The sequence below is a fragment of the Mucilaginibacter sp. NFX135 genome (assembly GCF_048565145.1).
Lineage (GTDB): Bacteria > Bacteroidota > Bacteroidia > Sphingobacteriales > Sphingobacteriaceae > Mucilaginibacter.
This window is the reverse complement of the sequence record NZ_CP183412.1, coordinates 114,176-139,062: the sequence shown is the minus strand read 5'-3', so window position 1 is coordinate 139,062 and position 24,887 is coordinate 114,176. Positions and strand designations below refer to the sequence as shown.

The window sequence follows — 24,887 nt, the reverse complement described above, 5'->3', positions numbered from 1 at the left end:
AATCAACGAAATCACATAATCATTACCATCAACGTTTTTTTTTGCTGTAAATTTGCAACACCATGGGAGAGTATCAGTTAAAGGTTACTATTGATCAGGATTCGGGCTTTTGTTTCGGGGTGGTATATGCTATTGATATGGCCGAGGAAATATTGGCCGAAGATGGCTATCTGTATTGCCTGGGCGATATTGTGCATAACGATGAAGAAGTAGAACGCCTAAAAGCGCTGGGTTTGCGGATCATTGAACATAGCGAACTGGCAAACTTGCGTAACGAAAAGGTACTTATCCGTGCACATGGCGAGGCTCCTGATACGTACCGCATCGCTTTAGAAAATAATATTACACTGATAGATGCTTCCTGCCCGGTGGTTTTAAAACTGCAGAACCGTATCAAAACATCGTACGATGCTAACGAGAAGATACTGATATTTGGTAAACACGGGCATGCCGAAGTTATTGGCCTGGAAGGGCAAACCAATAACGAGGCCATCGTTTTTCAGGATATTGCCGAGTTGGACAATGTAGAGCTTCCTGAAAATATTACCCTGTATACCCAAACCACCAAAAGCATGGAAAAGTTTTATGGTATAAAGGATGAGCTGATATCCCGGGGATACAATCTTAAAGCCAATGATACTATTTGTCGCCAGGTATCCAACCGGGACAAGGATCTGCCCAAATTTGCCAGCAAGTTTGATAAGATCGTTTTTGTATCGGGCCGTAAATCATCAAACGGAAAAGTGTTGTTTGAAGTATGCCGCAAGCATAACCCTAATACATACTTTATATCATCAGCAAGCGAATTGGATAAAACCACTTTTTCGCCAAATGATACCATTGGTATAGCCGGGGCCACATCAACCCCCATGTGGCTGATGCAGGACGTAAAGGCCGCGCTCGAACAATTTTAACAGCACGCTTTTTGCTGTTGTATAACCATCATGCCAAAAAGCCCTTCAAATACAGGTTTATTTATTGCCATGCTCGTTATTGGCAGCTGGGCGGTCAGCATTATTTTATTAATGCGCTGGCATTTCAGCTTTGCTAATCCCCTGGTTTACCTGTTTGTGCTTATTCAAATGCACCTGTACACGGGTTTGTTCATCACCGCTCATGACGCCATGCATGGAACCGTGTCACCTAACCGGGCACTAAATAATCTTACAGGATACATCTGTACTTTTTTATATGCCTCGTTCTGGTATCCCCAGTTATATACTAAACATCACCAACACCATAACCATGTGCATACCGCCGATGATCCGGATTATCATGAGGGCGGTTTCTGGAGCTGGTATGTAAGGTTTATCCGTAATTATTTATCCGTATGGCAAGTTGTGGTGATGGCTCTTTTGTTCAATATTTTAAAGTTGTGGGTACCGCAGCCAAACCTGATTATGTTTTGGGTAGTGCCATCGCTGTTAAGCACATTACAGCTGTTTTATTTTGGGACCTATCAGCCACACAAAGGCGAACATGATAATCAATATTTTGCCAGGAGCCAGCGGCGCAATCATGTGCTGGCTTTTTTGAGTTGTTATTTTTTCGGGTATCATTATGAGCACCACGATTCACCGGGGATACCCTGGTGGAAATTATGGAGAGCCCCTCAGTCCTCTGAAAGGGGAGACTTTTGATTAACGGGAAAGGGTCAAAAGCAACGTCAATTACGCATAGGTTTGGCTGTCGTGAATAGCTTGTCGAACTATGATGGGCAAGCCTCTGCGCCTGATCCTTCGAGAAGTTCAGACTGACAGGCCCTTTATCAGTGAAACTAAAGTTTCGCCTTTTTAATGTGCAAGTGAAGTCAAAAATAGCTCCTCTTTTATTGCCGGGATGGTTTGATTGGCCAGCGCGGTATCAAAAAGCAGATTGATGGCTTTCCGGCCTTCTTCGCCCAGGTCAATAGAGTATTTGTTTACGTAAAGCTCGATGTGTTTGTACATTACCTCTTCGCTCATTTCCTGAGCGTGCGAGCGGATAAACTCCAGTCCTGATTTTGGATTGGCGAAAGCAAACTCTACCGATTTGCGTAATACCCGGTTTAATTTATGCTGAACACCAAGGGGTAAGTTGCGATTGGCTACAATGCCGCCTAAAGGTATGGCACAGCCGGTTTGTTTTTCCCAGTAATCGCCCAGGTCCAGGATCTTTTTTAGCCCTTTGTCCTGGTACGTAAACCGGTTTTCGTGGATGATCAAACCCACATCAACACGACCTTCCAGTACGGCATTTTCAATATCCGAAAATACCAATTCCACCTTATTGATAGCATTGGGGAATGCGTAGCCCAACAAAAAATTAGCGGTAGTGTATTTGCCGGGAATGCCGATAGTGAGTGGTGAGTGGCGAGTGGTGAGTTGTAAATGGAGCTTTTCAGGATCTTTGTTGCATATCAGCATAGGGCCTACGCCATAACCGAGGGCGCTGCCGGCATCGAGCAATACATATTTATCGGCCACATAGGCAAAAGCATGGTAGCTCAGTTTGGTCACATCCAGTTCACCGCGAAAGGCTTTTTGATTCAGGGTTTCCACGTCGTCGTAAAACACCTCAAAGTCGAGGCCTTCGGTATCAATTTTATGATGTATCAGGGCGTCGAAAATAAAAGTATCGTTAGGGCAGGGCGAAAAGCCGAGAGTTAGTTTCATGTTTTTTTTGATCAATGATTTTTGGAGTAAGGAGCAAGGATTTTTTCTTTACCTTTTCGTCCTTGTTCTTTGCTCCAAAAATCCTTATTCCAAATATCAATTATTAATGATCCGGGTAACCAGCTCAATGGCAAAGTTATTCAGATTTTTAATGGCAAGCTGTATGTCCCAGTTGTCGCGGTTACGTTTTTCTACATAATTTGACACTGATCTGATCTGCAGGCAGGGTGTGTTAAACTGGCGGCAGGCATAAAAAAAGGCAGCGCCTTCCATCGTCTCTATCTGCGGGTTTAATCTCCGCTGTATCTTTTGGATAGATTCTTCGTTGCCATGCACGGTATTCACCGTAATGGCTTTAGCCTTAGCCAGGTAAAGGCTGCTGCAAACCTGCTCCAAAGTAGTAGTAGGTTTAAACATATTTTCGCCAAAGCCCAGTGTGGTAATGGGGATAAATTCCTGGTCATCCTCGGCTCCGGTTTCGGCAAAAGTATCTTCGGTAATTTCAACAACGTAACCCGGGGTAATGCTGCGGTCGAAGCTGCCAGCAATACCCAGATTGATCACCAGGTCGTACTTGTGCATATTAAACTGGCGGCCAAGGGCAAAGGCGGTGGGTACCATGCCTGCGCCGGTTATTAATACATCCAGTTTATTTCCAAAACAATTTACTAAAGGTTCAACCTCGAAAGAGGTGGCTGCTACAATTAATATGAGCATATTGGTTTTTTTTATAATACAGGCCTCACCTAAATCCTCTCCCTTGGAGAGGACTTTAACTTTATTTTTTTGAACCCTCTCCATTGGAGAGGGCAGGGTGAAGCTAAGTATTGGTTTTTTTGACCGCTAAGATAAAACAACTCAGCTATTTTTGTTTTGTATATTTGCACCCACAAATATTATGATGATACATATTACGCGCAAAGAACATTTTAATGCCGCTCACCGGATGTACCGTGAGGAATGGAGCGCTGAAAAAAACTTTGAGGTATTTGGCAAATGTGCCAACCCAAACTGGCATGGACATAATTATAACCTGTTTGTAACCGTTAAAGGCGAAGTTACGCACGCTACAGGTTACCTGATAGACCTGAAAGAGCTGAAAACCATCATTAACGATTACGTGATCGAAAAACTTGATCATAAGAACATCAATAAGGATGTGCCTTTTATGGAAGGCAAAATGGCATCGACAGAATTATTATGTATTGAGATATTTAACCAGCTTAAAGCGCCTATTGAAGCTTACGAGGGTGTTTTTTTACACTCGGTTAAATTGTATGAAACCGAAAACAATTCTGCCGAATACTTTGGTGGATAATTTGACAAGATGATAGATAAAGAGCACCTCCCTCATCGCGATGATGATGACGATCTGGATGGATATACTAAAGTTGACCGTTATAACCCTACGCTTATCCAAAACCTATCCAGGAATTACCTCGACGTTTTAAAACAAATTGGCGAAAACCCCGAACGCGAAGGTTTGTTAAAAACACCAGAGCGTATGGCTAAGGCCATGCTGTACCTTACCCATGGCTATGACCTGGATGCAAAGGAGATCCTGAACTCGGCTATGTTTAAAGAAGATTACAGCCAGATGGTGATTGTAAAGGACATTGAAGTATACTCCATGTGCGAACATCACATGCTGCCTTTTTTTGGAAAAGCGCATATTGCCTACATCCCTAACGGTTATGTGGTTGGTTTGAGCAAAATACCGCGTATTGTTGATGTTTTTGCCCGTCGTCTGCAGGTACAGGAACGTTTAACTAATGAAATACGCGATTGTATACAGGAAACTCTGAACCCTATTGGTGTAGGGGTTGTTATTGAATGCCGCCATTTGTGCATGAGCATGCGTGGGGTACAAAAACAAAATTCGGTAACTACAACGTCGGCTTTTACCGGTGAGTTTTTAAAAGAGAAAACCCGTACAGAATTTTTAAATTTGATATCAGCTAAGTTGGGTTGATTGGTGAGTAGTTGATTAAGTGAGTAGTTTTTAAAACTCATTTAACCAACCAACCTAATCAACTCAATCAACCAATTTAACTAAATAAATGAAAGCATATATTTTTCCGGGGCAAGGCTCCCAGTTTCCAGGCATGGGTAAAGATCTGTATGAACAATCAGATAAAGCCCGTGAATTATTTGAAAAAGCTAATGAGATACTGGGTTTCCGTATCACCGAAGTGATGTTTAATGGCACAGCCGAAGACCTGGTACAAACCAACGTTACCCAGCCGGCCATATTTCTACACTCGGTTATTTTAGCTGCTGTTTTGGGCGATGATTTTAAACCGGAAATGGTTGCGGGTCATTCACTGGGCGAGTTCTCTGCTTTGGTAGCTGCCGGTGCATTATCATTTGAAGATGGATTACGTTTAGTGGCCGCACGTGCCAATGCTATGCAAAAAGCCTGCGAACTACAGCCATCAACAATGGCGGCTATTTTAGGCCTGGACGATTTTACGGTAGAAGATGTTTGCCAACGTGCAGCTGCTGTAGTAGTGACCGCTAATTATAATTGCCCTGGGCAGTTGGTAATATCAGGAAGTATAGAAGGGATTGACGAGGCCTGCGAAAAGTTATTGGCAGCGGGTGCCAAAAGGGCATTGAAACTTAAAGTTGGCGGCGCATTCCACTCCCCGCTGATGGAATCGGCAAGAGTTGAGCTCGAAGCAGCCATTGTTGCTACCGAGATCAAAGAACCTGTTTGCCCGGTATACCAAAATATTGATGCCAAACCTTATAGGGATACGGCATCGATAAAACAAAATTTAATAGCCCAACTTACTGGACCGGTGAGATGGACGCAAACTGTAAAACATATGCTGGAAGATGGGGCAACATCATTTACCGAAGTAGGGCCGGGCAAAGTACTGCAAGGACTGGTAAAAAAGGTGGATATGGCGGTGCCCACCAGCAGCGCAATTTTACAATAAATCCGGTATCAAGCAGTTAGTATCAAGTATCACGATTTATTTGAGGTTTCAAAGTCTTGATGCTAACTGCCTGATACCAGACTAAACACTATATATACAGGGAATTTGACTATCTCAGGAAAAATACGCTTGTTGCTTACCTTAATAGGCCTTAGTTTATTAATTACGGCCATTATTGTTCAAAAAGAGTACTCACCTGTAAACAACCTCGTAAAAGCCGGCACTACGCTGGAACATAACCTGCATAAAAAGGAGGCTTATGTAAATGAGCTGATCAATAACAGGCTGAATTTCAGATTGCTAAAATACCTGCCAGATAATGAGCAGGATGCCCTTAACGATATAAACGATGTCACGGTTAATAACCGTATATTGTTTATAACACTGAAAAACAATAATTTGCGGTTTTGGAGTGGTATAAGGGCTATTCCGGATAATCCGGGAGCTATAAAAGAGGGCTATTCCTTTATCAGGCAATCCAACGGCTACTACGAAGCCATCAGAAAAACCAAAGGCGATTTTTCAGTTATCTTTTTTATTCCTATAAAGATCAACTACGCGTTTGAAAACCAGTATCTGCAAAACACATTTGATAAGGACCTGGTTAAATATAACAATATTGAAATAGCTGATTATACCGACAATAACATCTATGAGGTACATAGCAGCAACCATCGCTATTTATTCTCCATAAAACTAAAGGCTAACAGCGTTAATTATGCTTTTGTTTATTATGAGCTGGCGTTTTGGATATTAACCGTGATGGTGTTGTGTGTTCTGATGCACAAAATATGTAGTTATATTGCTTTAAAAGGTTATTCGGTATTATCCATTATATTGCTGGCGGCATTTATCGTATTGTTCAGGTATATTAACCTGCATTATAACCTGCCCGATTTTGCTTATACACTATCGGTATTTAACCCAATATATTATGCTTCCAGTGTAGTATATCCCTCCCTTGGCGATTTTTGTATCAACATTCTGTGTATGTGCTGGTGGATTACTTTTATCTATCTGCAACGGCGGAGGCTATTTACGGTTGTACCCACCAAAACGGTCGGCTATTTTATTGTAATAGCCAGCATATTAATACTTATTGCCAGCTCAACACTGCTGCTAAATTTGTTTTATGGACTCATCATCAATTCAAAAATAAGTTTTAATGTAAATAATGTACTCAGTCTTTCGGGCTTCAGTTTACTTGGCGTAATAATGCTCTGTTTCAGTTTCCTGATATTTTATATTGTTGATGAGATCATCCTTTCTATTTGTCTCCGGCTATTAGTACCCAGGTCACATCAGTTATTCCTGCTGTTGCTGGGGGTAGTTGCAACAACCATGGTTTTTGCCCTATACAGGGAATATACATCGTTCTATCTTTTGTGGAGCATCATCGTTATTATCCGGGCTTACGGACATTTATTTCACAAGGGGCGGCTTAATGGTACAACACTCCTGGCTATTATACTGATATGTGCTCTTATTTCGGCCATTAAACTTAACCAGTTTGAAAGTGTGAAGGAACGGGAGACTCGTAAAGCGCTTGTTCAGAAATTGGAGGTGCCGGATGATGCGACAGCCGATTATATTTTCAAAAAAATAGAAGGACAGATTATTACCGATACCGCCATTATGGCATACTTTACCCCGAATGCTGTACATAATAAGGATTTCCTGAAAACCCGTTTCCAGAAGCTATATTTTGATGGTTATTTGTCGAAATATGAATTTAAAGTACACGAGTATAATGAGCTGGAGCAACCCTTAACGGATGATAATTATGCTTTAAATGTATTTAAGGATCTTGTATTATATAGTTCATTTAAGGTATCAGATTATTTTTACCGGGAGAATGAATCGTTCGGGTTTCAGAATTACTTTGCCATTTTACCCGTTAATTACAGCGGCAAGCAATTAGGTACCCTGGTAATTGAATTAAAATCAAAGCCATTGCAGCCATCCGGCACCTTTCCGGAGCTGCTGGTTGATGGGCATATAAAACCGGAGGATGAGTTTAAGGATTATTCGTACGCGTTTTATATTGATAATAAACTGCTGAGCCAAAAGGGTAATTATGTTTATACATTGGATAATACCGAGTTCAAGGGCGTTATTAAAAAGTATATTATTAAAACCACCCGTAGTAACAACGCCGAGTGGTATGATAGCTTTACAAGCTACAGCCATTTAATATATAAGCCCAGCAAACGTAATTTAATTGTGGTAAGTAAAGAGGAAAATCCATTGTATAACGGGATCACCTCTGTTACCTTCTTTTTTGTAGTACTGTTGGTTTTTAGCACTATTATTTTAACCATCAGGTGGTTAAGAATGCGCACAAGGATCTGGAGCATCCATGATCATAAACTAAAATGGGGCTTTAAAATAAACTTCGACAGGATATTATATCGAACGCGGATCCAGTTCTCAATGGTATTTGCTGTAATGATCACCCTCCTGATGGTTGGTTTTATCACCTTTGTGTCCATCAGCACGCAATATCATACCCAGCAGGATAAAATGATCCGCGATAAGATAACCCGTATAGTTACAGCTTTTGAAAGCGGCGCGTTCAACAAATATATATATAATGTTAACGAAGAAAGCCAGGTAAGCTTTAATGAGCTGGCCAATAATTACTCAACCGATCTTACCTTATTTGATACCAACGGGGTGCCGCTGGTAACCACCCAGCCTAAAATTTATGAGTATGGGTTAACTGCCAAAAGAATGAATGCCAAAGCCTTTATTTATCTGAGCAGGCTACAAAAATCTGAGTTTGTAAATGAAGAAAAAATAGGAGGCTTAAGTTATAAGGCGGCCTATGCGCCTATTATCAGTTCAAATAAAACCATAGCGTATATTCAGCTGCCTTATTTTTCGAACGAGGCTGATTACCGGGAGCGTATCAGTTCCTTGCTCAATGTAATGATCAATGTGTATGCGGTGGTGTTTTTGGCTATCGGGTTGTTCGCGGTTATTATAGCCCGGCAAATTACTGCGCCACTAAACTTTATACAGGAAAGTTTAAGTAAAACTATATACGGTAAAAAGAACGAACACATCAAATGGGCACGTAATGACGAGATTGGGGCGTTGATATCTGAGTATAACAAAATGATATCGGCACTGGAGAACAGCGCGCACCGCCTGGCCCAGTCTGAGCGGGAAAGCGCCTGGCGCGAAATGGCCAAACAGGTGGCCCATGAAATTAAAAATCCGCTAACACCCTTAAAATTGGGCTTACAGCTATTGGATAAATCGTGGAAGGATAAAGATCCTAAGTTTGATCAGAAATTTGAGCGTTTTAGCCGGTCGTTTGTAGAGCAGATCGAAAGCCTTTCGTCCATTGCATCGGAGTTTTCGGCCTTTGCCAAAATGCCCGATACCCGCATTGAACAGATCAATATTTTTGAAATGCTGGGGCAGGCGGTTACTATTTTTAAACAAATGGATAATATTCTGATAGCCTATCAGCCTCCCGAAACCCCATTTATGATCAATGCCGACCGCGACCAACTACTGCGTTGTTTTAATAACCTGCTCAAAAATGCTATTGAAGCAACCCCGCCAGACAGGCAAGGGGTTATCGATATTAACTACCTGGTCACCAGCAAAAACGTACTGCTCACTATTAAGGATAATGGGAATGGTATCCCCGAAAACATGCGTGAAAAAATATTTGAGCCTAACTTCACCACCAAAAGCTCCGGCACCGGTTTGGGACTTGCCTTTGTTAAAAACTCCATCGAAAACGCTAACGGCAAAATCTGGTTCGAAACAACCATAGGCAGTGGCACCTCTTTTTACCTAAGCTTCCCGGCCGCCATTTAAGCTAAAAGCCTAAGGCAAAAAGCCCAAAGCAAAGAACATGGTGATTTTTAATAAACAATTATAAAAGGCTTTCGGCTTTGAACCTTTCGCTTTCAGCTTTTTGCTTTAAGCCTTCAGCTTTTCGCTTTCAGCTTTCTTCTTGAATTTTTTCACTGTTTCAGTAACATGAGCCAGGTGGTGATTGCTGTGCCAGGCATAAAGTCCAAGCCCCTTGATGAGGGAAACAGTATCACCTGATGCCGGGTGAACAAAGGTGCGCGACCATTCATTTTCTGTAAAACTTTCAAACAAGGCAACAAAATGCTGATGGATACCTTCCAGCATTTTTAAGGATGGTTCAACCGGCAGGCGGTAATCTGGCAGCAGGGCCCAGTCGGCCTCTTCATAGGGCTTTATTACCGGGTTGTTTTCGGTTAAAGCAAGCTTAAAGCGGGTAATAGAGTTCATGTGGCTATCAGCCAGGTGGTGTATCACCTGGCGAAGTGTCCAGCCTCCGGTACGGTAAGGCGTATCCAGTTCCTGGTAGTTTAAGCCGGCAATGGCATGTCTTAATTTACCGGGCAGGGTCCGTATATCCTCTATCCATTCGCGTATATCCTCGTTGGTATATGATGCCGGCGGCGTAAATTTCCCGATCGGGAATTTCATTTGTTCGTCTGTCATGTGCTGTAAAAAAATTTAATTTAGGCATAATTTAAAACTACCACAAGCTTTTGCTATAAATTAGCGTTCTGTACCTATTTAATAAACCGATGGTTAAAAAAATATTATTAGTACTCCTGCTTTTAAATGCCTCATTTTTATATGCGCAAACCATCAAAACCGATATAGTGGTTATAGGTGGCGGGGCTGCCGGAACCGCGGCTGCTATACAGGGTGCACGCAGTAAACTAAAAACCGTATTGGTTGAACCCGGACCATGGCTGGGTGGCAGCATGACCGCCGCCGGCATGTGTGTAGTGGAAGGCAACAGGAACCTGCCAACGGGTATCTGGGGCGAATTCCGCAGGCATGTGCGCGATTTTTATAAGAACAGGCTGGGTTATGATACCACCTATAATGCCACCCTGCGTTTTGAACCCTACACCGGTGCGGCTATCCTCAAAAAAATGACTGATACTGTTAAAAATCTCACAGTAAAATTAAATACCCCGTTTACCGCCATTGAAAAAGATGGCACGGGCTGGCAGGTAAGTATTACCGAAAATAACCGAACCACCACCATAAAAGCCAGGGTAGTAATTGATGCCACTGAAACCGGCGATGTAGCAGCCAAAGCCGGCGAAGTACTCATATCGGGTTTTGACAGCGCGCAGGATACCGGCGAAAGTTTAGCCCCGGCCACAGCTTTGCCCCGTATACAGGATATTACCTGGATAGCCATTGTAAAAGACTTTGGGAAAACAGCCGATAAAACGATGCCCAAACCACAGGGTTATGATGCTGCGGAGTACGCCTGTCTGAAAGGGAAAAATATTAACAAAATGCTGGCTGATGGCAGATTGCCCAATGATAAATACATGATCAAATGGGCAGGATGCGGTAATCAATACCCAACCACTGCCGATGATCTGAAACCCGCCAACCGGGATGCCTTTTATGCTAAGGCTCGTTTGCATACCCTGGGCTTGATATACTACCTGCAAACAGAACTCGGCTTTAAAAACCTGGGATTGGATGATGAATATCCAACGCCTGATCATTTGCCTTACCTTCCCTACATTCGGGAGGCCGGCCGTGCCAAAGGCTTGGTCCGCATGACATTGGACGACCTGTATCAGCCTTACGACCGCCCTGTAAAATTGTACCGTACCGCCATAGCAGTTGGCGATGCTTCGCCGGGACAACATTATGGAGAAGGCACCGCGCCAAAAACAAACTATCCGCCGTTTATGGCCTACAGTATCCCGCTGGGATCTATCGTGCTTAAAGATCTTGACAATTTACTGATAACAGAGAAAGCGCTGTCGGTATCGCATTTAGTGAATGCCAGCAGTATGTATCCTTCTGTCCAAATGGCCATAGGGCAGGGTGCGGGAGCAACGGCTGCTTTTTGCGCTTTCTTTAAAACCACGACCAAAAAACTAAATGTGCGCATAATACAAGGCGAACTGCTTGATTTTAAAGCCTGGCTATTGCCTTTTTCGGATATCAAACCAAACGACCCTTATTTGAGGTCGATGCAGCAGATAGGGGCTACGGGTTTACTTAAAGGGGTACCAAAAATAAATGGCAACAGCGCACAGCTGCTATTTATGCCCGATTCTGTAGTGAGTACTGCGGAAGTGGAGCCTTTTTTTAAGGAAATATACACCCGTGCTTTTTTATGGTTTAATAAAGAAAAGCCAGGTGAAAAATTTACACAGGGTAATCTGCTGTCGTTCATCAGCGAGATTACCTTGACCGAACCTAAAACCCTGCAGGTAAGCTTGCAGAAAGCCTGGAAAACGCAGTATAAATTCAACTCTGATTTTGATTTGAATCGACCGGTTACCCGGCGGGAATTTGCCGTTTTGGCCAATAAGTTTTTAAACCCCTTCGCCCGTACGGTTGATCTTTCCGGGAGGATGGTGAATTGAAAAAAAACAGTATGCATCTCTTTTCGCCGCAGGCGAAAAGAGATATTAAAAGCCGCGTCGAGCGCAGCGTGAAGTATTCTGTTTTTGGGAATTCAGGAAGACGGTCTGGTTATTCGGATTTCAAAATGGCGTATAGGTGCTTATCCATCACTTCCCCTTTTTTGATCAGCGCGTTGCGCATAATACCCTCTTTAATATAGCCTGCCTTTTCCAGTACCCGCATAGATGCGGTATTTTTGCTAAACACACCGGCCTGCACACGGATGATACCTAAATTTTCAAAGGCATAACGGGTAAGCAACTGTACCGCTTCGGTGATAATGCCGCGGCCCCAGTAAGGTTCGGCCAGCCAATAACCTATTTCGGCTTCATTATGGTTGGCATCAACCTTTAAATCCAAGGCAATACCGCCGCAAACCTGGCCGTCAATAGCTATCGCGAAATTGGTTAGCAGCTCTTGTTTCTTCATAAAGGCCACCCAGGTAAAGGCATCATTCAGCGTGTATGGGTACGGAAAGCGATCCAATAAAAAAGCAGATACATTTGGGTTGTCCGCATGTTTTTGCAATGATGCCTCATCGCCATCAAACCATCCCCTTAAAATAAACGCTGAACCCCGAATTTCCATTTTGTAACAATAAAATGCCTAAAATTAACAATGATAACCGAAACTGTTAAATTGCAGACATTTTAAGGCATTTGCCATATTGATTTACATGAAAAGACTGATCACTTTACTACTTATAGTTAATACCGCCGCCACGTTCGCTCAGAAACTGGATACCCTAACCATCGAAAAGATCATGCGTGACCCAAAATGGATAGGCGTATCGCCATCCAATATCCGCTGGAGCGACGACAGTAAAAAGATCTATTTTAAATGGAACCCTGGTCATGATGAGGCGGATGCTCTATATGCCATCAATACAGGTAACACCAATCCGCAAAAAGTAAGTATGGCGGAGCAGCGCGGTTTAACGACTGATGGCGAGTGGAATAAAAGCCATACACAAAAGGTTTTTGAAAAAAACGGAGATCTGTTTCTGGCTGATATTAAAAGTGGTAAGGTTATTCAACTTACTAATACCGAGCAGCGCGAGGACAATCCCATTTTTAGCGGTGACGAACATGAGGTCATATTTAAACAAAACAATAATCTTTTTGCCCTGAAACTTAACGGTGGGCAGTTAAAACAGCTGACCAATTTTGTACGCTCCTCAACGGATAAAAAAGATGCCGAAAAGCTGAATGATCAGCAGGCATGGCTCAAAAAGCAACAGCTGGAACTTTTTGATATCATCAAAAAAGAAGCGAAAGAAGATAAATTGGATTCAATCCAAACCGCAGCCCTGGAGCCTCAGCAATTAAAAGAGCTGGTTACAGGAGGCGATCGTGTGGGCTTGGTAAAAATAAGTCCTGATGGTAAGTACATCACCTATCGGTTAACCAAAGCTGCCGATGGCGTAAAAAATGCAATCGTTCCTAATTATGTCACAGCTTCGGGCTTTACAGAGGATATCCCGAACCGCTCAAAGGTTGGCAGGCCATCATCTACCTCAAAAATGCTGGTGTTTGATACCCGTCGCCAGTCCTTTTACCCGGTGCTTACCCAGGATATCCCTGGCATTAAAGATCTGCCCGATTATCTGAAGGATTACCCAACAGAACTGGCAGAACGTAAAAAAGCGAATGCAGACAGAAAAGTAGATATAGAAGGCCCATTCTGGAGTGTGGATGGTAAAAATGCTGTTGTAGTGATCAGCGCGCAGGATAATAAGGACAGATGGATCATGCGTCTTGATCCGGTAACAGGGAAGCTAAGCCTGCTTGACCGTCAGCATGATGAAGCCTGGATCGGTGGGCCGGGTATTGAAACCAGTGCCGCAGGTAATGTTGGTTTTACAGATGATACCCACTTTTATTTTCAGAGTGAAGCCAGCGGCTATTCGCATATTTACCTGGTTGATGTGATCAGCGGCGCTAAAAAGCAGCTGACCAGCGGTAAATGGGAGGTACAAACCCTGCAATTATCAAACGATAAAAAAACATTTTACTTTACTGCGAATATAGAACATCCGGGTATTACCCATTTTTATAGCATCCCGGTAAGCGGCGGCAATCCGGTTAAAATTACCGGGATGAAAGGCGGTAACGATGTAACCCTGTCGCCTGATGAAAAATGGCTGGCTATCCGTTATTCCTACTCCAACAAACCCTGGGAACTGTATCTACAACCCAACAAACCGGGGGCAAAGGCAATACAGGTAACACATTCGGTTTCGGCCGAATTTAATTCGTATCCATGGCGCAATCCGGAGATCATCACCTTTAAAAACAGGTATGGTGCTGATGTTTATGCTCGCCAGTATCTGCCAAAAAAAGCCGATCCGGCTAAACCCGCAGTTTTATTTGTACATGGTGCTGGATATTTGCAGGAGGTTACTTATTCCTGGAGCTACTACTTCCGCGAGTTTATGTTCAATAATATGCTGGCTGATAATGGCTATACGGTACTGGATATTGATTATACAGCCAGTGCCGGCTATGGTCGCGATTGGCGCACAGGGATCTATCGCCACATGGGTGGTAAAGATCTGACCGATCAGGTAGACGGGGTAAAATACCTGGTTGAAAAACTTGGTGTTAACCCTAAGCATGTGGGTTTGTATGGCGGTTCCTACGGTGGTTTTATTACCCTTATGGGTATGTTTACCGAGCCTGATGTTTTTGCCGCCGGCGGGGCCATCAGGTCGGTGACTGATTGGGCGCATTATAATCATGGGTACACCTCCAATATTTTAAATGAGCCCTTTACCGATGAGCAGGCTTATCGTAAAAGTTCGCCTATTTATTTTGCCAATGGCTTAAAAGGCAACCTGCTAATGCTGCATGGTATGATAGACCAGAATGTGAATTACCAGGATATCATCCGTCTTACCCAAAAATTGATTGAGCTGCATAAGGAGAACTGGGAACTGGCATCATACCCGGTAGAAGATCATGGCTTTGAACAAGCCAGCAGCTGGACGGATGAGTATAAACGAATATTTAAACTATTTGAGCAAACGCTGAAAAAGTGACTTAAGGTAAAAGGATCCGGAATTCATCGGTTCCTTCTACTCTTTCCAACTCAGTTCCATAAGGAAGGTTTAGATATGGAATAATAGCTTTATCATAATTTGCGATGGTATTTACGTTGTAGATCATTGTATTGTCCGGATCGTCGACATAATCCTGGGCTTCGGTGCCCGAAAAAAAGCGCCAACCGCTATCTTTCTCAAAGTCTGATTCTTGTCGGTACATGTATATCACTTTAAGACCATCAACAGTGATCTTGTCGGTGGCCATACATCCGCCCATTGGAGGGATAAGATTTAAAATCTGATCGGCCCTGAGTTTAAAGTTCTTCATGTGTTGTCGTCATAAGTGAGATGATTGACCTATGTTTTTCGCATTTGTGATAGTTTAATTAAAAGGTTTGCTGTAGGATAGCTTCTCCCAATTTCTGTTTAATTTTACAAATTATCAAATCATGTCAAAAAACATTTCCATAAATAAATTATCAATATTGCTCGTTTTTTCCTGCATAAGTTGTAGCAATACGTCCAAGTCGCCCGTAATTCATATCGATAAGATTGATCAGGAACGTTCTATCAAAATAAGTGGTTTAGATGTGGCCGTTATCCAGGACATCGCCCGTGATTCTGCGGGAGCGAACTGGCAGGGCTTGATGCCTGTATATAAAATGCCGGCCGATACGGATATGAAAAATTATCAGCCTATGCAGCCCGGTACATACCATATAGCTGATGGCGCCGTTATTTTTACACCGGATACCCCCTTTGTAAGCCACCGAACCTATTTTGTAAGGTATTATAAATTGGATAGCGATAATCAACTGACAGATTTTATCGGAGGGCGCAACCGGCCGGGTAGTTTACACTACATTGATTTAACATTTTAAGTAATAAACCGCCGTGAATTGCTTGAAAATCAAATAATATTATGTATATTTGCACCTAATTAATAAAAGAGGGGGCGATTTGTCCCCTCTTTTATTTTATCAATCAAATTATCAATCATAATACCGGAGGGTAATGAATATTGAAAAAAGAGTAAGAGAGCTGGTTGAAGAGAAGATAGCCGATAAGCCAAATTTGTTTATAGTGGACATCAAAATGCACTCAAACGGAAAGCTGATTGTGCTGGTAGATGGTGATAACGGCCTGGGGATTGATGATTGTGTGCAGATAAGCAGGCACGTTGGCTTCCACCTGGAAGAGGAGAATGTGATAGAAACGGCATACAACCTGGAAGTATCATCGCCGGGCATTGATTACCCGCTATCGTCAACCAGGCAATACGCCAAAAACATAGGGCGTAATTTAGGCATCAAAATGGCCGATGGAAGCAAAAGAGAAGGCAAGCTGACGGCTATAACAGAGGATGCCGTTATTATTGAAGAAAAAGTAAAAGAAAAAGGGAAAAAAGCCGAAACTGTTGAAAGCGTGATCCCTATTGATAAAATAACAGAGACAAAAGTTTTAATATCATTCAAGTAGAAAATGAGCAATATTAATTTAATTGATTCTTTTCAGGAATTTAAAGATTTCAAGAACATTGACCGCCCAACCATGATGAGCGTTCTGGAAGACGTTTTCAGAAGCATGATCAGGAAAAAGTATGGCACCGATGAAAATTGCGACGTAATTGTAAACACGGACAACGGTGACTTGGAGATCTGGCGTACCCGTAAGGTGATGGAAGATGGTTTTAGTGAGGATGACGACCTGGAAATTGAATTAGCCGAAGCACAATTGATTGACGCTGACCTGGAAGTAGGGGATGATTACATTGAGCAGATCACGTTGGAAAGCTTTGGCCGCCGTGCTATTTTAGCCGCGCGCCAAACACTGGTTTCAAAAATCCTGGAACTGGAAAAAGACGAGATCTTTAAAAAATATAAAGACCGTGTTGGCGAAATTGTTACCGGCGAGGTTTACCAGGTTTGGAAAAAAGAAACCCTGGTACTTGACGATGAAGGCAATGAGTTACTGCTGCCAAAAACCGAGCAAATTCCGGCGGACTACTTTAAAAAGGGCGACAGCGTAAAAGCGGTTGTGCATAAGGTAGACATGCTGAACAGTAACCCTAAGATCATCATTTCACGTACAGCTCCTGAGTTTTTACAGCGTTTGTTTGAGTTGGAAGTACCAGAGATATTCGATGGACTGATCACGATCAAGAAAATTGTACGTGAACCAGGCGAAAGAGCTAAAGTGGCTGTTGAGTCATATGATGACCGTATTGATCCGGTAGGCGCCTGCGTGGGTATGAAAGGATCACGTATACACGGTATCGTTCGCGAGTTAAAAAATGAAAATATTGACGTGATCAATTTCACCAATAATGTTCAATTATATATTCAGCGCGCATTATCACCAGCTAAAATAACTTCTATTAAGCTGGATGATGATAAAAAAACTGCGGCGGTATATTTAAAGCCCGATCAGGTATCACTGGCTATTGGCCGCGGCGGTCATAACATTAAACTTGCCGGTAAGTTAACCGGCTATGAAATAGACGTTTACCGCGAAGCAGATGAGCATGACGAGGATGTGGACATCGAAGAGTTTTCAGATGAAATTGACAGCTGGATCATCGATGAGTTTAAACGTATAGGTTTAGACACCGCGAAATCGGTACTTGCTTTAACAGTAGGCGAATTGGTAAAACGTACGGATCTGGAAGAAGAAACTGTAAAAGAAGTGTTATCAATATTGAGTGCTGAGTTTGAATAAGCATAGAAACCAAAATTAAAATCGTATTTTTGCGATAATAAGCAGAGAAATTATAATAAATGTCAGAAGACAAATCAATAAAATTAATTAAAGCAGTAAAAGAACTCAACATTGGTATGGGTACCATTGTCGATTTTTTGGCTACAAAAGGCTATAAGGTTGAAAAACAACCTATGGCGAAGCTGGATAGCGACATGTACTCCGCATTGTTGAAGGAGTTTGCTGTTGACAAAAGTATTAAGGAGGAAGCCAAGCAGATCAGTATCGGAAAGATCAGAAAAGAAGAGCCTGCTGGGTTTCCGGAAAAGCCGGTTGAGAATCGCCGTTCCCGGGACTTTGAGAACGAAGAGATCCTGATCAAGAACGCGGGCAACTATACCTCGCCGCAGGCAGAAAAACCAAAGCCGGTTGAACCTGCCGCTGACAAGTCTGACGAACGTAATGATGTTTTGCCGGGCGTTAAAGTAGTAGGTAAAATTGACCTTAATAATCTGAACGCAAAACCGCAGCCAGCGGCCGAAAAACCTGCAGAGGTAGCAAAACCTGTAGAGGTTGCTAAACAACCGGAAATTGTGGCTCCTGAGCCCAAGCCTGAGCCAAAGGCCGAAACCCCGGTAGAAAAAGCTCCTGAAGCTCCAAAAACAGAGGAGCCAAAGCAACAGCCTGTTGTTGAAACTCCAAAAGCGGAAGCTCCGAAAGTTCCGGTAACACCACCGGCTATTCCGGCTGTGCAAGCACCGGTTACCGAGGCAACTGCCGATGAAAGCCAGGAGCCTGATGTGATCAGGGCAAAAGCCGAAAGACTTACAGGGCCAAATGTGATCGGTAAAATACAATTACCGGTTAACACGCCGAAACGTAATCCGGTGGCATCATCATCAAATGCCAACAGTGCCGATCATAAACGCAAGAGGAAACGTAAGGATAACCAGGGTAACCCGCAACATGGCGGTGGACAACACGGTGGCAATCACCAGCAGCCGCAGCAAGGCCAAGGGCATAACAACCCACCTGCAGCAGGCGGAACCATTAATCCAAATCGTCCTGATTTCAGGAACCGTGGTAACGGTGCTCCCGGAAACGGTGGGCCAAGCCAGGGTGGTGGTAATCGTCCTGATTTCAGGAACAGCCGTAACAATCCGCCTCAAAATAGCGGTCCAAAAGAAGAACCATCTGAAAAAGATATACAAGACCAGATCAAGGCTACACTGGCGCGTTTAAGCGGGGCTGGTAAGTCGGGTAAATTTGCACAGAGAGCTAAATTCCGTCGTCAAAAACGTGATGATGTGGCCTCAACCGCCGAAGAGCTGGCATTAGAGCAGGAATTACAATCCAAAGTATTAAAGGTTACCGAGTTTGTAACAGCAAATGAGCTGGCTTTAATGATGGATGTTTCTGTAACACAGATCATATCTACCTGTATGAGCCTTGGCTTGTTTGTGTCTATTAACCAACGGCTTGATGCCGAAACCCTAAGCATTGTTGCCGATGAGTTTGGTTACCAGATAGAGTTTGTAAAACCGCAGGATGAGGAAGCCAATCTGGAACAGGAGGATGATCCTGCTGATCTGGTACCGCGTGCGCCGATAGTGACCATCATGGGCCACGTTGACCACGGTAAAACATCCCTGCTCGACTTTATACGTAAAACAAATGTAATAGGCGGCGAAGCAGGTGGTATTACCCAGCACATTGGTGCTTATGAGGTAACCCTGCCAGGCGATAAAGGGAAAATAACATTCCTGGATACTCCGGGTCACGAGGCGTTTACCGCCATGCGTGCAAGGGGTGCACAGGTAACGGATATTGTAATTATAGTAATTGCCGCAGACGATAGCGTGATGCCGCAAACCCGCGAGGCTATAAACCACGCGCAGGCAGCAGGAGCGCCTATCATTTTCGCTTTCAACAAAATTGATAAGCCAGGCGCTAATGCCGATAAGGTACGTGAACAACTTTCGGCCATGAACATTTTGGTTGAGGAGTGGGGCGGTAAATACCAAACCCAGGAAATATCAGCTAAAACAGGTTTAAATGTTGAGCTGCTTTTAGAAAAAGTATTGCTTGAGGCCGAATTACTTGAACTGAAAGCCAACCCGAATAAGCGTGCCGTAGGTACTGTTATTGAAGCAGCCCTTGATAAAGGTCGTGGTATTGTTACCACCATCCTGGTACAAGCCGGTCGCTTAAAAGTGGGTGATCCGATACTGGCAGGTTGTTACAGTGGTCGTGTTAAAGCATTGACCAACGAGCGTGGTCAAAGGGTTGAATCTGCAGGGCCATCAACACCGGTACAGGTGTTAGGTATGCAGGGCGCGCCTACAGCAGGTGATAAGTTTAACGTATTGGAAAGTGAAGTTGAAGCCCGTGAAATTGCTAATAAGCGCTTGCAACTGCAACGTGAGCAAGGTTTACGTACGCAGAAACATATTACCCTTGATGAGATCGGCCGTCGTTTGGCAGTAGGTAACTTTAAGGAGCTTAACATTATTGTTAAAGGTGACGTGGATGGATCAATCGAAGCGTTATCCGATTCATTACTGAAACTATCAACCGAGCAGATACAGGTTAATATCATATCTAAAGCAGTTGGTCAGATCTCTGAATCTGATGTATTGCTGGCTTCCGCGTCTGACGCGATCATTATCGGTTTCCAGGTTCGTCCGTCAGGAAGTGCCCGCAAACTGGCTGAAGCTGAGCAGATCGATATCAGGTTGTACTCTATCATCTACGATGCCATCAATGAGATCAAAGCTGCGATGGAAGGTATGCTTGCACCAACATTTGAAGAGAAGATCGTGGCCAATGTGGAAATACGTGAAACCTTTAAGATCAGCAAAGTAGGTACTATAGCAGGTTGTATGGTATTGGATGGTAAAATTAACCGTAACAGCAAGATCCGCATCATACGCGATGGTGTAGTAATTTACACAGGTGAATTAGCTTCGTTAAAACGCTTTAAAGATGATGTTAAGGAAGTAAACGCCGGTTATGAGTGCGGTTTAAATATCCAAAACTTTAATAACATTGAAGTAGGCGACATCGTTGAAGCTTATGAAAATGTAGAAGTGAAACGTAAGCTGTAATAGCAGTTTTCATATATAAAAAATAAAAGGGCCCTTAAAAAGGGCCCTTTTATTTTTAAGTGTGTTTTAGTAGAGCAGATAGTATTCTACATAGTGTAGATTGGCCACTATACATGCAAATGTTATAATTTGGGGATAAAAGCTGTTCTCCGCAGCGCTCAAGAGCATGTTAGCCAAGCAGCATGTATAAGATAAACAGATATATTTATTGTAACATAATTAATACAATAAGTAGGCAGATTTGATTATTCCTCATAACCTTTTGATTTTTAAATAAAAGAAATGTAAATTCCATTTTTATATAACCTTAAATGATAAAAAAACATTTCCTAAACCTTGTTATAGTCATTTTTATTCTTCTTGCCGAACATGTTCGGGCGCAGACCGCAACTGCTGATAATAGCAGTGGGGATCAGACCAGTATCACCCGACTGGCCGATGCTTACAATAGCGCTATAGGGCAGCAATCCCGTTTGTATAATGGACCCGAATACGAACCATATAATCCAGCTATAAAAGGGACCGCGTATTTTCAGGATATCAATAAATTTACTCCAGGTACAGTTACCTATGATGGCTTATTTTTTAAGGATGTGCCGATGATGTATGATCTGAATAAAGACGTTGTAGTAGTGCTCTTATATAATAAATTTTCCATGTATACCCTACTAAATGAGCGGGTTGAGCGTTTTGACCTGCTCAATCATCATTTTGTAAACACCTTATCAGACTCATTACATACCAATAACGGTATCGACCCGGGTTTTTATGATGAGTTATACCATGGTCATGTTGTTGTGCTGGCCAAGTATTCAAAATCAATCCAAACAAACTCGGGTTCAAATGCTATCGAAACCTATTTTTCACAACGTAAAAGTTTTTACCTGAAGAAAGGGAACAATTATTATAGTATTAGCGGGCAGGGAGCCTTACTTGATATTTTAAAAGATAAAAAGAAAGAGCTACAACAATACATTAAAACCAAGAAGATTAAATATAGGAAGGCCCCGGAAGAAGCTATGGTTGCTATAGCCGGCCGGTATGATGAGTTATCCAGGTAGGATGTCTTAAACTTAAGCGGCAAAAATAGTACCCTGGTGATAATGGCGTCATATAATATTTTACCGGTATGGGTAAAAAATAAAATTATAGATGAAAAAAATTTACTTTCTGAGTTTCTGTTTCCTGGTACTTGTTAAGTTGTGTTTTGCTCAGCAAAATACAGCAGTATCAATAAGTGTAAACTTTCATCAGGCTACCATCGGCCAATTTGTAACAGAATTGGAAGCGAAAACCGGGTATTATTTTTACTATAATCCCATTCAATTCGATAGTTTAAAAGTTTCTGTTGATGTAAATAATAAGCCCATTGAAACGGTGCTGGATCTGGCTTTTAAGAATACCGATTTTCATTATGCTATTACCTCCCAACACCAGATATTTCTTACCCGCGGGCGCGAGATACAAATCAGATTGCCTGCTGGGTTTTTCGAAAATAAGCCAGGAACAACACCGTCAATAACCAATCAGTCTAAAAGTGTTTCTACTAATGCTGCAGTTGCCGATTTTACTGATGAAAAAGAAAAAAAAGTTCCTGAAGCCACCACAGAAAACAAATTGTATGAAATAGGGATTAAAACAAACACTATTCAACCGGGTAAAGCCACACTATCTGGCTATGTACGTGATGGCAAATCGGGCGAATCGGTGGTAGGCGCCAGTATTTATGTTACCAATACAAAAACGGGTGTAGCCACAGATCAGTTTGGATACTTTACTATTGTGTTACCAAAAGGGAGGCAAATTTTAAGTGTAAGAGGTATTGGCATGCGTGATACCCGCCGCCAGATAATATTATACTCTGACGGTAAACTGATCATTGAAATGCAGGAGCAGGTGACCAGCTTAAAGGAAGTGAAAATATCTGCCGAAAAGGTGGCCAATGTTCGTAATGTACAATTAGGTGTAAACCGATTGGATATTAAAAGCATCAAACAGGTACCAACCGTATTTGGCGAAGCTGATGTATTGCGGGTGGTATTAACGTTACCCGGCGTGCAGTCTGTAGGTGAGGCTACAACCGGGTTTAATGTTCGCGGGGGCTCTGCCGATCAGAACCTGATATTGCTTAACGATGCCACCATTTATAACCCGGCACACTTTTTTGGATTCTTCTCTGCATTTAACCCCGACATTGTTAAAGATATTGAACTATACAAAAGCAGTATTCCTGAAAAATTTGGCGGTCGTTTGTCGTCGGTATTGGATATAACAGATCGGGAAGGCAACAAAAAGAAGTTCACAGGCTCGGCGGGTATTGGTTTAATAACCAGCAGGCTCAATGTGGAAGGGCCGATTATTAAGGATAAAACCTCATTTATATTTGGTGGGCGCATTACTTATTCGGATTGGCTGCTCAAACTGTTGCCCGAAGAATATAAACATAGCCAGGCTTCATTCTACGATCTTAATCTGGATATAAGTCACCAGATAGATGATAAAAACAATCTTTACTTAACCAGTTACCTGAGCCACGACCAGTTTAAGCTCAACAGCGACACAGCTTATAGTTACAGCAACAGAAATATCAACATTAAGTGGAAACATAACTTTAACGATAAGCTATTTAGCCTGATAACAACCGGCATTGATAGGTATCAATATAATATTGCAAGTTTTGATAATCCGGTAAATGCCTACAAACTTAATTTTAATATCAACCAAACTAATCTTAAAGCCGATTTTACTTATTACCTCAATCGGAAAAATACGGTTGACTTTGGTGTAAGTACTATTTACTATAAGTTGCATCCTGGTAATTTTCAGCCTAATGATGTAAAATCATTAGTAACGCCAGATGTTGTTCCGGCGCAACAGGCTTTAGAAAGCGCTGCCTATCTCGGTGATAAATATGATATTACAGATGATCTTTCATTAAGCGCGGGTATCAGGTATTCGCTCTACAATTACCTGGGACCACAAACAGTTTATAACTATGCGCCCAATTTGCCAAAAACAAGTTCAAATTTTTTAGATAGTACCACCTATTCCAAAAATAAAGTGATCAAAACCTATTCGGGTCCCGAGTTCAGGCTTTCTGCCCGGTATAACCTGGGGGATAATACATCTGTAAAAGCAGGATATAATACCTTGAGGCAATATATACACCTGCTTTCAAATACTACAGCAATAGCGCCAACGGATGTATGGCAGTTGAGCGATCCTAATATTAAACCACAATATGGCGATCAGGTATCATTAGGCTTGTATCGTAATTTTAAAGAAAATACCATTGAAACCTCGGTTGAGGTTTATTATAAACGATTAAGGGACTACCTGGATTACAGAAGTGGTGCCAATCTGGTGCTCAACCATCACATTGAAAATGATGTACTGGGTACCCAGGGTAAAGCTTATGGTATTGAATTTTTGATCAAAAAAACTACAGGTAAAGCCAATGGATGGATAAGCTATACCTATTCCCGTACGTTTTTGAGGCAGGATAATATCAACGAAGGTGAATTAATTAACGGAGGAGCTTATTATCCGGCTAACTTTGATAAGCCGCATGATTTTAATTTTATTGGCAATTACCGGTTTTCGCACCGGTTTAGCGTGTCGTTAAATGTAACTTATAGTACGGGAAGGCCAATCACGCTGCCAATAGCCAAATATGAATACGGCGGTTCTGAAAGGGTGCTTTATTCTGACAGGAATACTTATCGTATACCAGACTATTTCAGATCAGATTTTTCGATGAATATTGAAGGTAATCATAAAATATATCAACGAACACATAATTCGTTCACTTTAGGGGTTTATAATCTTACAGGAAGGCAAAATGCTTATTCCGCATATTTTACCCAGCAAGCAGGGATAATTAGCGGGTTTAAACTATCCATATTTGCCAAACCAATACCATTTATTAATTATAACATCAGGTTTTAGCAATATAAGGGTTCCGATATCAATATGAATTATGCAT

At 42.3% G+C, this 24,887-nt stretch carries 19 protein-coding genes; 14 read left to right on the top strand and 5 right to left on the bottom strand.

Annotated features, from left to right (window positions below; genetic code table 11):
- Nucleotides 1-62 precede the first annotated feature (62 nt).
- Nucleotides 63-914 (top strand): 4-hydroxy-3-methylbut-2-enyl diphosphate reductase, encoded by an 852-nt coding sequence (locus tag ACNURT_RS00590; RefSeq protein ID WP_419700096.1) that lies wholly within the window; start codon nucleotides 63-65, stop codon nucleotides 912-914.
- A gap of 30 nt (nucleotides 915-944) precedes the next feature.
- Nucleotides 945-1,640: a fatty acid desaturase gene (locus ACNURT_RS00585; protein ID WP_419700095.1), complete on the top strand. Its 696-nt coding sequence runs from the start codon at nucleotides 945-947 to the stop codon at nucleotides 1,638-1,640.
- A 153-nt stretch (nucleotides 1,641-1,793) separates the two neighbouring features.
- On the opposite strand, the gene ACNURT_RS00580 is transcribed toward ACNURT_RS00585, so the two are convergent.
- Together ACNURT_RS00580 and mqnB are read right to left on the bottom strand one after the other, a co-directional pair.
- The gene (locus ACNURT_RS00580; RefSeq protein WP_419700094.1) at nucleotides 1,794-2,654 is read right to left on the bottom strand and encodes a menaquinone biosynthesis family protein; all 861 of its coding nucleotides are present in this window, start codon (nucleotides 2,652-2,654) and stop codon (nucleotides 1,794-1,796) included.
- Nucleotides 2,655-2,750: 96 nt separating this feature from the next.
- On the bottom strand, nucleotides 2,751-3,371 hold the full coding sequence (gene mqnB / locus ACNURT_RS00575) for a futalosine hydrolase (protein ID WP_370999098.1): 621 nt from the start codon (nucleotides 3,369-3,371) through the stop codon (nucleotides 2,751-2,753).
- A 184-nt stretch (nucleotides 3,372-3,555) separates the two neighbouring features.
- Between mqnB and ACNURT_RS00570 the strand changes: the two genes are divergently transcribed.
- The 4 genes from ACNURT_RS00570 (at nucleotide 3,556) to ACNURT_RS00555 (ending at nucleotide 9,436) form a co-directional block, all read left to right on the top strand.
- Nucleotides 3,556-3,972: a 6-pyruvoyl trahydropterin synthase family protein gene (locus ACNURT_RS00570; protein WP_076373999.1), complete on the top strand. Its 417-nt coding sequence runs from the start codon at nucleotides 3,556-3,558 to the stop codon at nucleotides 3,970-3,972.
- A gap of 9 nt (nucleotides 3,973-3,981) precedes the next feature.
- Complete coding sequence (folE, locus tag ACNURT_RS00565; protein ID WP_370999097.1) at nucleotides 3,982-4,626, top strand: GTP cyclohydrolase I FolE; 645 nt, start codon at nucleotides 3,982-3,984, stop codon at nucleotides 4,624-4,626.
- Between the two features lie 88 nt (nucleotides 4,627-4,714).
- Nucleotides 4,715-5,599: an ACP S-malonyltransferase gene (gene fabD / locus ACNURT_RS00560; RefSeq protein WP_419700093.1), complete on the top strand. Its 885-nt coding sequence runs from the start codon at nucleotides 4,715-4,717 to the stop codon at nucleotides 5,597-5,599.
- 105 nt (nucleotides 5,600-5,704) lie between these two features.
- On the top strand, nucleotides 5,705-9,436 hold the full coding sequence (locus ACNURT_RS00555) for an ATP-binding protein (RefSeq protein ID WP_419700092.1): 3,732 nt from the start codon (nucleotides 5,705-5,707) through the stop codon (nucleotides 9,434-9,436).
- A 105-nt stretch (nucleotides 9,437-9,541) separates the two neighbouring features.
- Here ACNURT_RS00555 and ACNURT_RS00550 read toward each other — a convergent pair whose 3' ends face one another.
- Nucleotides 9,542-10,099, bottom strand: coding sequence for a YfiT family bacillithiol transferase (locus tag ACNURT_RS00550; protein ID WP_370999094.1), 558 nt, complete (start codon nucleotides 10,097-10,099; stop codon nucleotides 9,542-9,544).
- A gap of 89 nt (nucleotides 10,100-10,188) precedes the next feature.
- Here ACNURT_RS00550 and ACNURT_RS00545 point away from each other — a divergent pair, with 89 nt between their 5' ends.
- Nucleotides 10,189-12,015: an FAD-dependent oxidoreductase gene (locus ACNURT_RS00545; RefSeq protein ID WP_419700091.1), complete on the top strand. Its 1,827-nt coding sequence runs from the start codon at nucleotides 10,189-10,191 to the stop codon at nucleotides 12,013-12,015.
- A gap of 109 nt (nucleotides 12,016-12,124) precedes the next feature.
- Here the strand turns inward: ACNURT_RS00545 and ACNURT_RS00540 are convergent, their stop codons facing one another.
- Nucleotides 12,125-12,643, bottom strand: coding sequence for a GNAT family N-acetyltransferase (locus ACNURT_RS00540; protein ID WP_370999092.1), 519 nt, complete (start codon nucleotides 12,641-12,643; stop codon nucleotides 12,125-12,127).
- Nucleotides 12,644-12,731: 88 nt separating this feature from the next.
- Here ACNURT_RS00540 and ACNURT_RS00535 point away from each other — a divergent pair, with 88 nt between their 5' ends.
- Entirely contained in the window at nucleotides 12,732-15,095 is a 2,364-nt protein-coding gene (locus tag ACNURT_RS00535; protein WP_419700090.1) for a prolyl oligopeptidase family serine peptidase, read from the top strand.
- A 1-nt stretch (nucleotide 15,096) separates the two neighbouring features.
- Here ACNURT_RS00535 and ACNURT_RS00530 read toward each other — a convergent pair whose 3' ends face one another.
- Nucleotides 15,097-15,426 (bottom strand): DUF2185 domain-containing protein, encoded by a 330-nt coding sequence (locus ACNURT_RS00530; RefSeq protein ID WP_419700089.1) that lies wholly within the window; start codon nucleotides 15,424-15,426, stop codon nucleotides 15,097-15,099.
- A gap of 121 nt (nucleotides 15,427-15,547) precedes the next feature.
- Between ACNURT_RS00530 and ACNURT_RS00525 the strand changes: the two genes are divergently transcribed.
- The 6 genes from ACNURT_RS00525 (at nucleotide 15,548) to ACNURT_RS00500 (ending at nucleotide 24,850) form a co-directional block, all read left to right on the top strand.
- Nucleotides 15,548-15,979 carry a hypothetical protein gene (locus ACNURT_RS00525; RefSeq protein ID WP_419700088.1) on the top strand — a complete coding sequence of 144 codons (432 nt, stop codon included), beginning with the start codon at nucleotides 15,548-15,550 and terminating at the stop codon, nucleotides 15,977-15,979.
- Between the two features lie 133 nt (nucleotides 15,980-16,112).
- Nucleotides 16,113-16,577: a ribosome assembly cofactor RimP gene (gene rimP, locus ACNURT_RS00520; protein ID WP_419700087.1), complete on the top strand. Its 465-nt coding sequence runs from the start codon at nucleotides 16,113-16,115 to the stop codon at nucleotides 16,575-16,577.
- 3 nt (nucleotides 16,578-16,580) lie between these two features.
- Nucleotides 16,581-17,816 carry a transcription termination factor NusA gene (gene nusA / locus ACNURT_RS00515; protein ID WP_370999087.1) on the top strand — a complete coding sequence of 412 codons (1,236 nt, stop codon included), beginning with the start codon at nucleotides 16,581-16,583 and terminating at the stop codon, nucleotides 17,814-17,816.
- 59 nt (nucleotides 17,817-17,875) lie between these two features.
- Nucleotides 17,876-20,902, top strand: a complete 3,027-nt coding sequence (gene infB, locus ACNURT_RS00510; RefSeq protein ID WP_419700086.1) for a translation initiation factor IF-2 — start codon at nucleotides 17,876-17,878, stop codon at nucleotides 20,900-20,902.
- Nucleotides 20,903-21,213: 311 nt separating this feature from the next.
- Nucleotides 21,214-21,963, top strand: coding sequence for a hypothetical protein (locus ACNURT_RS00505; RefSeq protein WP_419700085.1), 750 nt, complete (start codon nucleotides 21,214-21,216; stop codon nucleotides 21,961-21,963).
- Between the two features lie 91 nt (nucleotides 21,964-22,054).
- Nucleotides 22,055-24,850 (top strand): carboxypeptidase-like regulatory domain-containing protein, encoded by a 2,796-nt coding sequence (locus tag ACNURT_RS00500; RefSeq protein ID WP_419700084.1) that lies wholly within the window; start codon nucleotides 22,055-22,057, stop codon nucleotides 24,848-24,850.
- Nucleotides 24,851-24,887: the final 37 nt, after the last annotated feature.